The sequence below is a fragment of the Tardiphaga sp. genome (genome assembly GCF_028290785.1).
GTDB lineage: Bacteria > Pseudomonadota > Alphaproteobacteria > Rhizobiales > Xanthobacteraceae > Tardiphaga.
On record NZ_JAQGJD010000239.1, the window covers coordinates 1 to 14,764 of the forward strand.

Below are 14,764 nucleotides of genomic sequence, written 5' to 3' on the forward strand. Positions count from 1 at the left end.
GAGACCATGAAGCCCGGCGACGTGTTCCTGATGAACGACACCTATCTTACCGAAGGGTCGATCGGCCATCTGCCCGACCTGTGCAGCACGGTGCCGGTGTTTCACGACGGTATCGTGGTCGCCTACATCCAGGCGTTCGGCCATCACGACGACGTCGGTGGCAAGGTGCCGGGCTCGATGCCGGGCACCGCGGCGACGGTGTTCGAAGAAGGCATCGCGATTCCGCCGGTCAAGATCTACAGCGAGGGCGTGAAGAACGAGGCGGTGTTCACCATCATCCGCCGCAACACCCGCGTGCCGGAAATGCTGTCGGCCGATCTCGACAGCGAGGTGCAGGCCTGCCTGATGGGTGCGCGCCGCATGCAGGGGCTGTTCGAGCGCTTCGGCAAGGATCAGGTCGAGGCCTGCTTCCAGGCGATCCTCGACAAGTGCCGCGACATCTATCGCAACGAATTGCTGAGCAAGATCGCCGACGGTGAATATAGCTGGGAAGACTACGTCGAGCACGACGGCCTGACTGATCCGAAGCTGCACAAAATCGCGATCAAGATGACCAAGAAGGCCGGCAAACTGGTGCTGGACTTCAACGGGACCGATCCGCAGTCCACCGGACCGATCAACTGGCCGACCGACTACGCCGACGGCGCCTTCCTGATCAAGTGGATCGCGCCGATCCTGCGCAATCTCGCCGACACGCCGGAGCGCGCCGCCGAGATCCATGTCAACGAAGGCGTCTGCGACGTCTTCGAGATCATCTTCCCGCCGAAGGGCACGCTGATCACGCCGGTCTGGCCGGCTGCGACCAACGCGCGCTCCTTCGTGCTGCTGCGCAGCCTCGGCCTGTTGGCCGGCGTGGTGGCGCAGGCGGTGGACGGCCGGATGCCGGCGGACCAGGAGACCATCCGTTACACCGGATTCTACGGCAACGACGCCGAGGGCAAGCCGTTTCTGTCGCGCGAAGTGCTCGGCGGCGGCTCGGGCGGGCGCTATTATGCTGACGGTAACGACGCCATCCACATCGTGCCGGACTCGCGCAACCAGCCGGCGGAATTCACCGAGACCAAGTTTCCGGTGATGGTGGAGAAACTGGCGCTGTCGACCGATTCCGGCGGTGCCGGATTGCGGCGCGGCGGGCAGGGCTACGAAAAGCACTATCGCGCGCTGGTGGATTGCCGCACCATCGTCACCGCCGATCGCGTGCGGCTGGGCTGCTACGGTCTCAAGGGCGGCAAGGCCGGCGAGCCGTTCTGCGTCACCGTGGATGCTGAAGGCGAAGCGCGAAAACTCGGCGGCCTGGTCGATGGCGCCGAGGTGCTGAAGGGGCAGGTGGTGCGTGTGGTTACCACCGGCGGCGGCGGCTGGGGCGATCCGCTGACGCGGGAATTGCCGCTGGTGCTGCGCGATGTCACCGAGGGCCGGGTATCGGTCGCGGCGGCGACGCGCGACTACGGCGTGGTTTTTACCGCCGCGAGTACGGCGGACGAGCCTGAAATCGACGAGGCGGCCACTTTGGTGCGGCGTGCCGAGCTGACGAAAGCGCGGTCGGGACCGTTGCCGATGATCGACCGGGGAGAAGGCTATCAACAGATGCTGCGCGGCGAGCACGGTCCGCGGATGTAACCGGCACGAGTCTTGCTCTGAAATTGGGCAATCGCCGCGTTGGGCGAGTGAAATTCGAGAGGCGAGCGGGCTCGCCATCTGCATCACAGGAGCACGACGGATGAAATCGCTGAATCGACTGGTGTTCGCCTTGGCCACCTTCGCGGCCATGGCCGGTTTCGCCGCCGACCGGGCGTCCGCCCAGGACAAGGTTGCGGTCGGCGTGTTCCCGCTGAGTTCGTCGCTGCCGTATTTCGTCGCGGTGGAGAAGGGCTTCTTCAAGGAGCAGAACATCGAGCCGGAAATGACCAAGCTGATGGGCGGCCCGGCCAATGTCGCGGCGATGATCACCGGCCAGATCGAGGTCTCCGCGGTGCTGGTGACGCTGGAAGGCCTCAACGCCAACATCAAGAAGCCGGGCGTGGCGATGTATATCGCGCTCAACAGCCAGACCCCGGTGTGGAAGATGGAACAGTTCGTGGTCCGCAACGGCGTCAAGGCCGAGAAGCTGTCGGACCTCAAGGGCCTCAAGCTGATGTCGGCGCCGGGTCCGGCCAATCTCAACACCGCCAAGGGCATTCTCGCCAAGAACGGCCTCAAGGACGGCGACTACACCATCGACCAGCTCGACATGAGCCAGCACGTCAACGCCATGACCGCCGGCACTTTCGATGGCGGCTATACGCTGGAGCCGAATGCCTCGATGATGATCAAGGCCGGCGTCGCGCACACGCTGGAAGCGGGCGTGATCTCGAAATACATTCTCGGCGACGAAAAGGCCGACGCCTATGCCGCCGGTTGCGCCATCACCTCGGACTTCATCCAGAAGCGGCCCGAAGTCGCAAAACGCTTCGCGATGGCGTGGTCGAAGGCGGTGGACTACATCAACAAGAACCCGGATGATGCGCGAAAGTATCTCGCCAAGAACACGTTCACGCCGGACAACGTCGTCGATATGGTGTCCATGCTCGGCTACACGATGGCCAAGGACATGACGCCGAAGCAGATCGGCGACCTGCAGAAGCTGTCGGATTTCGGCACCTCGATCGGCGTGGTTCCGGAAAAGCTCGACGTCACCAAATACATCTACAAGTATTGAGGTCACGTGACCGTGCAGCCTGCTGTCAAACTGGAACTGTCGGAGAAAGCGCGGGCCGCGGCGACGCGGACCGCGCCGCATGTCACGATCCGCGGGCTGAGCAAGAAGTTCTCCGACGCCACCATCTACGACAATTTCGACTTCGATATTCCGCGTGGAAAATTGATGTCGGTGTTCGGCCCGAACGGCTGCGGCAAGAGCACGCTGATCAACATGATCGCCGGACTGTTTCCGGCGGACAGCGGCGAAATCCTGTTCGACGGCCAGCCGCTCAACAAGATCAAGTTCGGCTACGTGTTTCAGAACTATCGCGAGGCGGTATTCCCCTGGCTGAGCGCGTTCGACAATATCGCCTATCCCTTGAAGGTGATGGGCGTGCCGAAGAAGGATCGCGTGGTGAAGGTCGAGAAGATCGTGGCCTCGCTCAACGTCAAGATCGACCTCAAGCTGTATCCCTACCAGATGTCCGGCGGCCAGCAGCAGCTCGTCTCGATCATGCGCGCGCTGGTGGTCGATCCGGAAATCCTGTTTCTCGACGAGCCGTTTTCGGCGCTGGACTACGAGATGACTTTGTTCATGCGCGAGCAGTTGCAGCGTGTGTTCCAGGAGACCCACACCACGACGGTGCTGGTGTCGCACGATCTGGAGGAGGCGGTGTATCTGTCGGACCGCATCCTGTTGCTGTCGCGGCATCCGGCGCGGGCCGTCGAGTTCGTGCATTACGACGCACCAAGGCCGCGCACCGACAAGACCATGACTGAATCCGATTTCATCCAGACCAAGGCGCATTGCCTGGAGATTTTCCAGCGCGAAGTGCGCAAGGGGTAATGCGATGAACTGGAAGCGCCTGGAAATCCTGCTGCCGTTCGTCGGCGTCATCGTGCTGCTCGTGGTGTGGTCGTTCACGGTGTGGCTGCGGATCGTCGATCCCGTGCTGCTGCCGTCGCCGCTCTCCACCTTCAAGGCGCTGTGGGCCGGCATGTTCCACGGCAAGCTCGGCATCGACTTTCTCAAGACGGTCGAGCGCACGATCTATTCGACCTTCTTCGCCGCGATCATCGCGATCCCGCTTGGCATCCTGCTTGGCTCCTCCGAGAAGCTCTATCGCTCAGTGGAATTCCTGATCGACTTCTTCCGCTCGACGCCGGCATCCGCGATGTTCCCGCTGTTCCTGGTGCTGTTCGGCGTTGGCGACCGCACCAAGATCTCGGTGGCCGCCTTCGGCGCCGCCCTGGTGATCCTGTTCAACGTCGCCTACGGCGTGATGAATGCGCGCAAGACACGGATATTGGCCGCGAAGGTGATGGGCGCCTCGCGCACCCGCGTGCTGTGGGACGTGATGCTGATGGAATCGATGCCGGCGACGTTTGTGGGGCTGCGCAATGGGGTGTCGCTGGCGCTGGTGATCGTGGTGGTGGCCGAAATGTTCATCGGCTCGGTGGACGGGCTCGGCCAGCGCGTGTTCGAGGCGCAGCAGATGTTCGAGATGCCCGACATGTATGCCGCGATTTTTGCCGCCGGCGCGCTGGGCTATGGGCTGAACCTGCTGTTCCTCTCCATCGAGCGCCGCTTCGTACACTGGGCGGGGAAATAGAACTCGAACCCATCCCGGTCATTGCGAGCGCAGCGAAGCAATCCAGAGGCCACAAGGAAGAACTCGACTGCTTCGTCGCAAGGGCTCCTCGCAATGACGAACGAGAGGTCATGATGCCCGAATCCCTTTCCCGAAAATCCGCCTGCGAGTTGGCGGCGCTGATCGCGAGCAAGGCTGTCAGCCCCGTGGAGGTGCTCGACGCGCATCTCGCGGTGATCGCGCGGGTCAATCCGAAACTCAACGCCATCGTGACGCTGGCCGATGGCCGCGCACGAACGGCCGCGAAGGAGGCGGAAGCGGCCGTGCTGCGTGGCGATGCGCTGGGCGCGCTGCACGGCTTGCCGGTGGCGATCAAGGACATCACGCCGACCGCGGGCATCCGCACCACCTACGGCTCGCCGCGCTTTAGGGATCATGTGCCGACCGAGGACGCCGAAGCCGTGCGCCGCCTGAAGGCCCATGGCGCCATCGTGCTCGGCAAGACTAACACGCCGGAATTCGCCGCCGGCGCCAACACGTTCAACGACGTGTTCGGTGTCACCCGCAATCCGTGGAATCCGGCTCTCAGCCCGTCGGGGTCGTCGGGCGGCTCGGCGGTGGCCGTCGCCACCGGCATGGTGCCGCTGGCGCAGGGCACCGACTTCGGCTGCTCGATTCGCATGCCCGCCTCGTTCAACGGCATCGTCGGGATTCGCCCGACGCCGGGGCTGACGCCGAACTGGCCGATGCCGCTGGCCTGGGACCCCGGCCAGGTGCACGGGCCGCTGGCACGCACGGCGGAAGATGCTGCCTTGATGCTGGACGCGCTGGTTGGCTATTCCCGGCGCTCGCCGATCTCGGTGGTGCCGCCGTGGGCCAGCGCGCGGGCGGTCGTGGCGGAGGCAGAAAATCTCAAGGGCCTGCGCATCGCCTACGTCTCGGATATTTCCGGTATCGGCGTCGATCCGGAGATCGACGCGATCTGCCGTGCCTGTGCGCTGTCCTTGCGCGATGCCGGTGCGAGCGTCGAAGAGATCGCGTTCGACATATCGGATGGCAAGGAGCCGTATCAAGCGTGGCGCGGGCTGTGGATGGTGGGCCAGCAATACGAAAATCTCGCGCAGCTCGAACAGTTCGGCGTCAATCTGAAGGGCAACGTCAAGGCCGGGCTGCAGGTGACGACGCTGGATTTTGCGGCGTCGGAACAGAAACGCGCCGAGCTGTTCTTGCGCTTCGCCGATTTCTTCGAGCGCTTCGATCTGCTGATCACGCCGCAATCGCCGGTGAAACAGTTTCCGGTCGAGATGAATTTTCCCACCGAGATCAACGGCAAAAAACTCGACAACTACACCGACTGGATCGCCGGCTCGTTCCTGATCACCCTGATGAGCCTGCCCGGCGGCGCGGTGCCCGCCGGGATGACGTCGGACGGATTGCCGGTCGGCATCCAGATTGTCGGACCGCGATTCGAGGAGCCGCTGATCCTGTCGGCGATGAAGATCGTGCAGCAGATGCATCCGGTGGGATGGCCGACGTATGGGTGAGGCAATAGTCCGGCGCGAACCTTTCCACGTCGTCCCCGCGAAAGCGGGAACCCATAGCCTCCGAGCTCACGATGGAATAACGGGATCTCCCCACGCCACATCTTTGCACGGCGTATGGGTCCCCGCTTTCGCGGGGACGACGCGGAGAGCCCTGTGCTGAACGTTGACTATGAGCCCTTCGTCACCTTGGCTGCAAATTCCGCCAGCGTCACCGGCGCGCGGCCCAGCAGCCAGCGCAGCACGTTGGGATTGCCCTTCAGCCCGTCATTGGCGTAGCTGAGAAACATCTTGGTCAGGGCCGCGCGCTGCTCGTCGTCGATCCCGGCTTCGCGGGCGCGCTGCTGCCAGGCCTTGATCGTTTCGGCTTCGGCGCAGACCGGCTTGCCAAGTACAGCAGAAAACGCTTCGGCAACTTCAGCCTGGGTGAGTGGTGCAGTGCCCACCAACTCGTAGGTGGCGTTGCTGTGGCCGTCGTCCGTCAGCACCAGCGCTGCGGCTGCGGCGACGTCATCGAGATCGACCAGGCTGAGCGGCGTCTCGACCGGGTAGGGCACGCGAAACACGCCGTCGCTTTTGATACGATCCCATTCGCCCAGAATGTTCTGCATATAGGCGGTCGGCTGCAGGATGGTGAAATCCAGTTCCGAGCTGAACAGCATTTCCTCGACGCGCATTTTCGCAAAATGATGCGGCATCGCCTCGATCTGCGGGTGCAGCACCGAGTGATACACGAAGCGCGGTACTTCGGCGGCCTCCGCGGCGGCGATGACGTCTTCCGCGAACGTCACCTCATGCGGGCTCATATTGGGACAGATGTGGTAGATCGCCTCGACGCCGTTCATGGCGCGCATCAGCGCCGCGTCGTCGTTCATCTCGCCGATCGCCACCTCGCTGCCGATTTCTTTGAGCGCGGCCTCATGCGCGCTGCTGCGCACGAAGCCGCGGACTTTCGCGCCGCGTGCGATCAATGCCGCGATTACCGCTTTGCCGGTCTTGCCGCCGGCCCCTGTCACCAGAATCATGAACGCTCTCCCTTGCGGGTCAGTTCATATAGCCTGCTTGGGCTGAGGGGAATCTCCAGCAACTCAATGCCGCGTGATGGGAGATCCAGCGCATCCTCGATGGCCTGCGCGAACAGCGGCCCGACAGGAATCGCGCCCGCTTCGCCGGCGCCCTTGATTCCCATCGGATTGAGCGGCGACGGCGTCACGGTGTGGCTGAGTTCCATGCGCGGCACGTCGAGTGAGGTCGGTAGCAGATAGTCGGCGAGCGACGCATTGAGCAACTGGCCCTGGTCGTCCCAGGCGAGCTTTTCAAAGAACGCATTGCCGATGCCCTGCGCGACGCCGCCGTGGATTTGTCCGGCGAGGATCATCGGATTGATCACGGTGCCGCAGTCATGCACCACGACATATTTCAGGATTTTCAGGTCGAAGGTGCGCGGGTCCATTTCCACGATCATGGCGTGGACGCCATTGGCGGTGGCGCCGCTCGGCGGTCCGAAGTATTGCGTCGCTTCCAGTCCGGGCTCGGTGCCGGGCTTGACCGCGCCGCGCATCGGATTGGCCCGGCCGGCGAGATCGCCCAGGGTGATGAATTGGCCGGGAACGCCGGTGATCGACACCTTGCCATTCTCCAGCACCAGATCGTCTTCCGAACATTCGAACAGTTCGCCGGCGAGTTTCAGCGCCTTCTGCCGCACCACCTTGGCCGCTTCGTTGACGGCGTTGCCGGCGACCACCGCGCCGCGGCTGGCGAAGGTGCCGGCGCCCCAGTAGAACTGATCGGTATCTCCCGTGACCACGTCGATGTCGGTGACTGCGACGCCGAGCTGTTCGGCGGCAATCTGTGCGAACACCGTGAAATGGCCCTGGCCCTGGGTGCCGATGCCGGTGGCGATCGAGACCTTGCCGTTGGACTGCACCTGTACTTTGGCCCCTTCATAGGGGCCGATGCCGGTGCCTTCCACATAGCAGGCGAGGCCCAGGCCGATGTAGCGGCCCTGCGCGCGGGCCTCGGCCTGCGCGGCCTTGAAGCCGGCATAGCCGATGGCCTCCAGCGCCATGTCCAGCACCGGTTCGTAGTTGCCGCTGTCATAGGAGAGCGGCGCAAAATCCTGGTAGATGATCTCGTTGTTGTAGGGAAACGCCTCCGGTGGGATCAGGTTGATGCGGCGGATTTCGGCGCGGTCGATGCCGAGCTCATGGGCGGCGAGATCGAGCAGCCGCTCGATCACGAACACGCCATGCTGGCGGCCGGCGCCGCGATAGGGCGTGACGATCGGCAGGTTGGTGAACACCTGCGTGAACGTGCTGTCGTAATTCGCGATCACATAGGGGCCCAGCAAGGTGCACTGGCTGTTGATCGGCACCGTCAGGCCGTAGGGATCGTAGGCGCCGCCGTCGTGTAGGAACATGTCCTTGACGCCAAGGATGCGGCCATCGGCGGCGATGGCGATCTCCGCGTCGTGGATCTGGCCGCGCTCATGAGTGGTGGCGAAGAAATGCTCGAGCCGGTCCTCGATCCATTTCAGCGGCCGGTTCAGCCGCATCGAGGCCCACGGCAGCAGCACTTCCTCGGGGTAGAACATCATGATCTTCGGCCCGAAGCCGCCGCCGACGAACGGCGCGACGACGCGGACGTTGCGCTCGTTGAGGCCGAGCATGGCGGCCAGCCCGTTGCGCACGAACACCGGCGCCTGGGTGGTGTCCCAGATCGTCATCTGGCTGGCGCGGGCATCCCAGTTCGCCACCACGCCGCGGGTCTCGATCGGCGACGAGATGCCGTGCTCGTACAGGAAACGTCGTTTCAGGATGCAGTGTGCTTTCGCCGCGGCGGCGACGTAGTTGCCCTTGCTCTGGTGCACATGCGCCGAGACGTTGGAATCGAGATCGTCATGCACCCGCGCGGAGCTGGCTTCGAGCGCGCGTTCGAGATCGACCACGGCATCGAGCGCTTCGAGCTCCACGTCGATGTCGTCGAGCGCATCCTCGGCGATATAGCGGCTTTCGGCGACGACCATCACCAGCGGCTCGCCGACATGGCGGACCTTGTCCTTGGCCAGCGGCACCTGGGTGCGTTCGTGGAAGATGGTGCCGGGAATCGGCGGCGGCGGCACCAGCAGCGGGCCGTGGCGCCAGTAGGCGCCGAGGTCGGCCGCGGTCCAGGCCGCGATCACGCCGGGACGCTGCAGCGCCTTCGAAACGTCAATGCCGACGATGCGCGCATGCGCCACCTGGCTGCGCAGAAAGGCGACGTGCAACATGCCCGGCAATTCGACGTCATCGACGAACAGCGCTTGGCCGGTGAGCAGCTTGCGGTCCTCGTTGCGTTTGACCGGCTGGCCGAAGCTGCGCGTGGACATGATCAGCCCCGCATCCGGCTGGCGGCAGTCATCACCGCATCGACGATGTTCTGATAGCCGGTGCAGCGGCACAGGTTGCCGGAGAGGGCCTCACGGACCTCGTCCTCGCTGGGCGAGGCGTGCTCGTCGAGAAACGCGGTCATGGTCATCAATATGCCCGGCGTGCAGTAGCCGCATTGCAGGCCGTGATGGTCGTGCATGGCCTGCTGCAGCGGGGTGTAGTCGCCGGCGGGCGAGGCAAGGCCTTCGATGGTGGAGATGGCGTGGCCGTTGGCCTGCACCGCCAGCATCAGGCAGGACCGCACCGGCTCGCCGTCGAGCAGCACGGTACAGGCGCCGCAGACGCCATGCTCGCAGCCGACATGGGTGCCGGCCAATTTCAGATCGTGGCGCAGGAAATCGCTGAGCAGCAGTCGCGATTCGACGCGGCCGTTATAGGCAGCGCCGTTCACGGTCAGCGCGATGTCGTGCAGGTCATTGTCCATCGCGGGCTCGCTGGTGGGCAGTGGTCAGCGCGCGCTCCGTCAGCACGCCGGCGACGTGGCGCTGATAGTCGGCGCTGGCGTGGACGCTGCCGCCGGGATCGATCATGTTTTGCGCGAGCGCGGCGACGTCGCGGATCGCCTTGTCGGAGATCGCTTCGCCCTTGAAAAGATCTGTCGCGTCGCTGGCATCGACCGGCATCTCGCCGACGCCGCAGAACACCAGGCGCGCGCCGATGCATGTGTCGTCGTCATCCAGCGTGACCATCGCGGCGACGCCGGCAATGGCGAAATCGCCGCGGCGGCGAGCGATCTCCATGAAGCACGAGCCGGTGCGCGGTCCGAGCGGCGGCAGTTCGATGGTGGTGAGCATCTCGTCGGGCTGCAGGTCGGTCGTCAGCGCGCCCAGGAAGAAATCCGATGCGGCGATCCAGCGCCGCTGCGTCGATGATTGAATTTTCAACCGGGCCCGCAGGGCCACCGCGAGCGCCGGCATTTCGGAGGCGGGATCGGCATGGCACAGGTTGCCGCCGAGAGTACCGCGGTTGCGAATTTGTGGATGGGCGATTTCCGGCAGCGCTTCGCGGATCAGCGGGAATGCGGCGGCAAGCCGAGCGTCGCGTTCCAGCGTGCGATAGCGCGTCATCGCGCCGATGCAGGTCGGTCCCGTCTCCGACAGATCGACCCCCGACACCTCATCGATGCCGTTGATGTCGATCAGCACTGTCGGACGCGCCAGCCGAAAATTCATCGTCGGCATCAGGCTCTGGCCGCCGGCGAGAAATTTGGCCTCGTCGCCATGTTCGGACTTCAGCGCCAGCGCGTGGGCGAGCGAGGTGGCCGCGATATATTTGAACGGAGCAGGCTTCATGACGCTCGCAGGCAGGGGGCGGCTGCGGTCGTATCTCGCCGCGCGGCAAGTATGAGACGGCGTCTATCTCAAGTCAAAAAACATGATCGAAATCGGTCGATTTTCGGCTATCTGATTTTCCGATGATGGCATGTTTGGTCCCGATGGTGGCCTTGCTCAATAACTCCTCCAACGCTGCGCAAACTATGCGCATGGTCGCGCGCGTGATGTGAAGTATTTGGTTGATGCCGCAAGCAATGCCGATATCATTGCGACCAGACGACGCAGCCGCGGACCCGTGCGGGACGGCGTGATGGCGTTGATCCTCGGATCGAACCGGTGCGCATGAACATTGTTACCGATGCTACGGCTATCGCAAATCCTTCGTCGCGGCGCATCGCGGTCGATGTCGCCGAGGTGTCGCTGACGTTCGACACGGCCGACGGCAAGGTCGAGGCGTTGTCCGATGTCAGCCTGCAGATTGCGGCGGGCGAATTCGTCTCCTTCATCGGCCCGTCGGGTTGCGGCAAGACCACCATGCTGCGGGTGATCGCCGATCTGCAGCAGCCGACGTCCGGCCACCTCTCGGTCAACGGCATGACCGCCGAGCAGGCTCGGCTGGCCCGCGCCTATGGCTATGTGTTCCAGGCGCCTGCGCTGTTTCCGTGGCGGACCATCGAGGCCAACCTGAAACTGCCGCTGCAGATCATGGGCTATTCCGAGAGCGATCAGACGATTCTGGCGAAGCGTTATCTCGAACTGGTCAACCTGACCGGCTTTGCGCGAAAATTTCCCTGGCAATTGTCCGGCGGCATGCAGCAGCGGGTCTCGATCGCGCGCGCGCTGTCGTTCGATCCGGCGCTGCTCCTGATGGACGAACCGTTCGGCGCGCTCGACGAGATCGTGCGCGATCACCTCAACGCGCAACTACTCGAATTGTGGGGCAAGACCAACAAGACCGTGCTGTTCGTCACCCACTCGATTCCGGAAGCGGTGTTCCTTTCCACAAAAATCGTGGTGATGTCGCCGCGACCGGGCCGCATCATCGATATCATCGACTGCAATTTCCCGCGCGACCGCACCCTGGAAATCCGCGAGACGCCGGAATTCATGGCCATCGCGCAGCGCGTGCGCACCGGCCTGCGGGCAGGGCATTCCTATGACGAGTAGCGCCGCCGCTCTGTCTTTGCCGCGCGCCGCCGCATGGCGGCAGCATCCGCTGGCCGTGCGCTTCACGCCGATCGTGACAGTGGTCGCGGCATTGATGGTGGTCTGGTACATCGCCGCGGTGCTGATGAACCTGTCGCTGGTACGCGGCGGCTTCGAGCGTGAGGAAGCGCCCTACACGACCATGGAGCTGATCGCCGGCACCATGGAAGCGGAACGGCCGCTGCTGCCGGCGCCGCATCAGGTGGCGGGCGCCTTCCTTGACGGCGTGTTCGGCTATGCGCCCAATGCGCCGCGCAGCCTGATCTATCATTCGGCGGTGACGCTGTCGGCGACGCTGCTGGGCTTTGCGCTCGGTGCGGGGCTCGGCATCGCGCTGGCGCTGTCGATCGTGCACAGCCGGGTGCTTGAGCGGAGCCTGATGCCGTGGATCATCTGCTCGCAGATGGTGCCGATCCTGGCGCTGGCGCCAATCTTCATCGTCGTGCTCGGCGCCATCGGCCTGCAGGGCCTGCTGCCGAAGTCGATCATCTCGGCCTATCTGAGCTTCTTCCCGATCACCATCGGCATGGTGAAAGGCTTCAATGCGCCGGAGCCGATGCAACTCGACCTGATGCGGACGTGGTCGGCGACATCTAGGCAGGTGCTGACGCGGCTGCGCTGGCCGACGGCCATGCCGTATCTGTTCGCCAGCCTGAAGGTGGCAATCACCATCTCGCTGATCGGCGCCATCGTCGCGGAATTGCCGACCGGCGCCGAAGCCGGCATCGGCGCGCGGCTGCTGGCGGGATCGTATTATGGCCAGACCGTACAGATCTGGGCGGCGCTGGTGGCGGCGGCCGTGCTGGCGTCTGGGCTGATTGCGCTGGTAGGGCTCGCGGAGCGCATGGTCGGGCGACGGATGGGGACGCGGGCATGAATCGCGCGCAGCTTCGACTGGGGTTCATTCTCTCGGCGCTGTGCGTGCTGATTCCGCTGCTGGCGCCGCTCCCGCTGTCGACGGATCCGGTGGCGGCGCTGATGGCGCGACCGACGATGTTCCTGCTCACGGGCGTGGTTGTGCTACTGTTTGCGCTGGCCGCGAGCTTTCGCCGGCTCATAGCCATCCTGTTCGGCCTCGCCGCGGCGACCTGCATGGCGGTGATGACGCTGCTTCTGCTGCGCGATCCCGGCATTGACGGCACCGCGGCGTCGGGCTTCTGGATGCTGGTCCTTGGAGTCTGGCTGGCGGCCGGGCTGTGCGTGATGGTGCTGGCCGACCTCAAGCCGCAGGTCGCTTGGACACGCCGCGCGCTCGACCTCGCGATCCCGCTGCTGTTCGGCATCACGGTGTTCTATCTCTGGGAAGTATTGGTGCGCGGCGCTGGCGTGCCCGCGGTGCTGCTGCCGCCGCCCAGCGCGGCTGCTGCCAAGTTCGTGTCGTCCTTGCCGGTGCTGTCCGGCGACTTCGTGCAGACCTTCATCCGCGGCGTGCTGATCGGCTATGTGATCGGCTGCGGCGCTGGTTTGCTGGTGGCGATCCTGGCGCATCGTTTCGAATTCCTCGGCCGCGGGCTGCTGCCGCTGGGTAATTTCTTCTCGGCGCTGCCGCTGGTCGGGGTGGCGCCGATCATGGTGATGTGGTTCGGCTTCGACTGGCCGTCGAAGGCTGCCGTGGTGGCGCTGGTGACGTTCTTCCCGATGCTGGTGAATGCGCTGTGCGGGCTATCGGCTTCCGGCCATATCGAGCGCGACCTGATGCGCTCCTACGGCGCCAGCTATTCGCAGACGCTCACAAAACTGTATCTGCCGGCGGCGATGCCGTTCATCTTCAACGCGCTGAAGATCAACGCCACCCTGGCGCTGATCGGCGCCATCGTCGCGGAGTTCTTCGGCACGCCGACGCAGGGCATCGGTTTTCGCATCTCGACCGAAGCCGGGCGCATGGCGCTCGACATGGTGTGGGCGGAGATTGCGCTGGCCGCGATCGCCGGCATGGTTTTCTACGGACTTGTCGCGGCAGCCGAACGCGCGACCACTTTCTGGCATCCTTCCATTCGAACCTAGTTCGGCGGGTTCTCAAGCTCTGGAGTCTGGTATGAAGAAGATCATGGCATTGGCGGCGGGCGCGGCGATGGGCCTGTCGCTGGCCTCCGCGCAGGCGGCGGAGAAGGTCACTATCCAGTTGAAATGGGTCTCGCAGGCCCAGTTCGCTGGCTACTACGTTGCCAAGGAGAAGGGCTTCTACAAGGACGCCGGGCTGGATGTGACGATCAAGCCGGGCGGCCCGGACGTGGCGCCGCCGCAGGTGATCGCCGGCGGCGGCGCCGATGTGGTGGTGGACTGGATGCCCTCGGCGCTGGCGTCGCGCGAGAAGGGCGTGCCGCTGGTGAACATCTCGCAGACCTTCAAGAAATCCGGCCTGATGTTGACCTGCCGCGCCGACACCGGCATCAAGAAACCCGCGGACCTCAAGGGCAAGACTGTCGGCGTCTGGTATGGCGGCAACGAATATCCGTTCCTGTCGTGGATGTCGAAACTGGGCTACAAGACCGACGGCTCCAAGGACGGCGTCAAGATCATCAAGCAGGGTTTTAATGTCGATCCGATCCTGCAGAAGCAGGCCGACTGCGTCTCCACCATGTCCTACAACGAATACTGGCAGGTGATCGACGGCGGCTACAAGCCGAGCCAACTCGTCGTGTTCAAGTATGAGGACGAGGGCGTCGCCACGCTGGAAGACGGCCTCTACGTGCTGGAGAAGAATTTGAAGGATCCCGCTTTCGTCGCCAAGATGGCGAAATTCGTCAAGGCTTCGACGAAGGGCTGGGATTACGCCAAGGCGCATCCGGACGAGGCGGTGAAGATTATCCTCGCGGGCGATTCCACCGGCGCCAAGACCGAGAAAGACCAGAAGCGCATGATGACCGAAGTCGGCAAGCTGCTCGGCGCCGACGGCAAGCTCGATCCGAAGGACTACGAGCGCACGGTGGCGACTTTGATGGCCGGCGGTTCGGACCCGGTGATCACCAAGAAGCCGGAAGGCGCGACGACGAGCGCGGTGACCGACGCGATCAAGTAGGTAGGTTCTTCACCTCTCCCCGCTC

General features: G+C 64.1%; 13 protein-coding genes. 9 read left to right on the forward strand and 4 right to left on the reverse strand.

Annotated elements, in window-relative coordinates:
- From JWR89_RS14850 to JWR89_RS14870, 5 genes are all read left to right on the forward strand, one after another.
- A partial coding sequence (locus tag JWR89_RS14850) for a hydantoinase B/oxoprolinase family protein (protein WP_299717432.1) occupies window positions 1-1,620 on the forward strand: 1,620 nt, incomplete at its 5' end.
- A gap of 100 nt (window positions 1,621-1,720) precedes the next feature.
- Entirely contained in the window at window positions 1,721-2,698 is a 978-nt protein-coding gene (locus tag JWR89_RS14855) for an ABC transporter substrate-binding protein (protein ID WP_299717433.1), read from the forward strand.
- Window positions 2,699-2,704: 6 nt separating this feature from the next.
- A complete protein-coding gene (locus tag JWR89_RS14860; RefSeq protein ID WP_299717434.1) occupies window positions 2,705-3,526 on the forward strand; it encodes an ATP-binding cassette domain-containing protein in 822 nt (273 codons plus the stop codon).
- A 4-nt stretch (window positions 3,527-3,530) separates the two neighbouring features.
- Window positions 3,531-4,292: an ABC transporter permease gene (locus tag JWR89_RS14865; RefSeq protein WP_299717435.1), complete on the forward strand. Its 762-nt coding sequence runs from the start codon at window positions 3,531-3,533 to the stop codon at window positions 4,290-4,292.
- 110 nt (window positions 4,293-4,402) lie between these two features.
- Complete coding sequence (locus tag JWR89_RS14870) at window positions 4,403-5,815, forward strand: amidase family protein (protein ID WP_299717436.1); 1,413 nt, start codon at window positions 4,403-4,405, stop codon at window positions 5,813-5,815.
- A 167-nt stretch (window positions 5,816-5,982) separates the two neighbouring features.
- On the opposite strand, the gene JWR89_RS14875 is transcribed toward JWR89_RS14870, so the two are convergent.
- Genes JWR89_RS14875 through JWR89_RS14890 form a run of 4 tightly spaced genes read right to left on the reverse strand, consistent with a single transcriptional unit; the run spans window position 5,983 to window position 10,532 of the window.
- Window positions 5,983-6,837 (reverse strand): NmrA family NAD(P)-binding protein, encoded by an 855-nt coding sequence (locus JWR89_RS14875; protein WP_299717437.1) that lies wholly within the window; start codon window positions 6,835-6,837, stop codon window positions 5,983-5,985.
- Window positions 6,834-9,179 carry a xanthine dehydrogenase family protein molybdopterin-binding subunit gene (locus tag JWR89_RS14880; protein ID WP_299717438.1) on the reverse strand — a complete coding sequence of 782 codons (2,346 nt, stop codon included), beginning with the start codon at window positions 9,177-9,179 and terminating at the stop codon, window positions 6,834-6,836. The genes JWR89_RS14875 and JWR89_RS14880 overlap by 4 nt, the downstream gene beginning before the upstream one ends.
- A 2-nt stretch (window positions 9,180-9,181) precedes the next feature.
- Window positions 9,182-9,664, reverse strand: coding sequence for a (2Fe-2S)-binding protein (locus JWR89_RS14885; protein WP_299717439.1), 483 nt, complete (start codon window positions 9,662-9,664; stop codon window positions 9,182-9,184).
- On the reverse strand, window positions 9,654-10,532 hold the full coding sequence (locus tag JWR89_RS14890) for a xanthine dehydrogenase family protein subunit M (RefSeq protein ID WP_299717440.1): 879 nt from the start codon (window positions 10,530-10,532) through the stop codon (window positions 9,654-9,656). Before JWR89_RS14890 ends, JWR89_RS14885 begins: the two co-directional genes overlap by 11 nt.
- A gap of 324 nt (window positions 10,533-10,856) precedes the next feature.
- Here JWR89_RS14890 and JWR89_RS14895 point away from each other — a divergent pair, with 324 nt between their 5' ends.
- From JWR89_RS14895 to JWR89_RS14910, 4 genes are all read left to right on the forward strand, one after another.
- Window positions 10,857-11,681: an ABC transporter ATP-binding protein gene (locus JWR89_RS14895; RefSeq protein ID WP_299717441.1), complete on the forward strand. Its 825-nt coding sequence runs from the start codon at window positions 10,857-10,859 to the stop codon at window positions 11,679-11,681.
- Window positions 11,671-12,597 carry an ABC transporter permease gene (locus JWR89_RS14900; protein ID WP_299717442.1) on the forward strand — a complete coding sequence of 309 codons (927 nt, stop codon included), beginning with the start codon at window positions 11,671-11,673 and terminating at the stop codon, window positions 12,595-12,597. Before JWR89_RS14895 ends, JWR89_RS14900 begins: the two co-directional genes overlap by 11 nt.
- Window positions 12,598-12,821: 224 nt before the next feature.
- Window positions 12,822-13,724 carry an ABC transporter permease gene (locus JWR89_RS14905; protein WP_299717464.1) on the forward strand — a complete coding sequence of 301 codons (903 nt, stop codon included), beginning with the start codon at window positions 12,822-12,824 and terminating at the stop codon, window positions 13,722-13,724.
- Window positions 13,725-13,755: 31 nt separating this feature from the next.
- Window positions 13,756-14,739, forward strand: a complete 984-nt coding sequence (locus tag JWR89_RS14910; RefSeq protein WP_299717443.1) for an ABC transporter substrate-binding protein — start codon at window positions 13,756-13,758, stop codon at window positions 14,737-14,739.
- Window positions 14,740-14,764 lie beyond the last annotated feature (25 nt).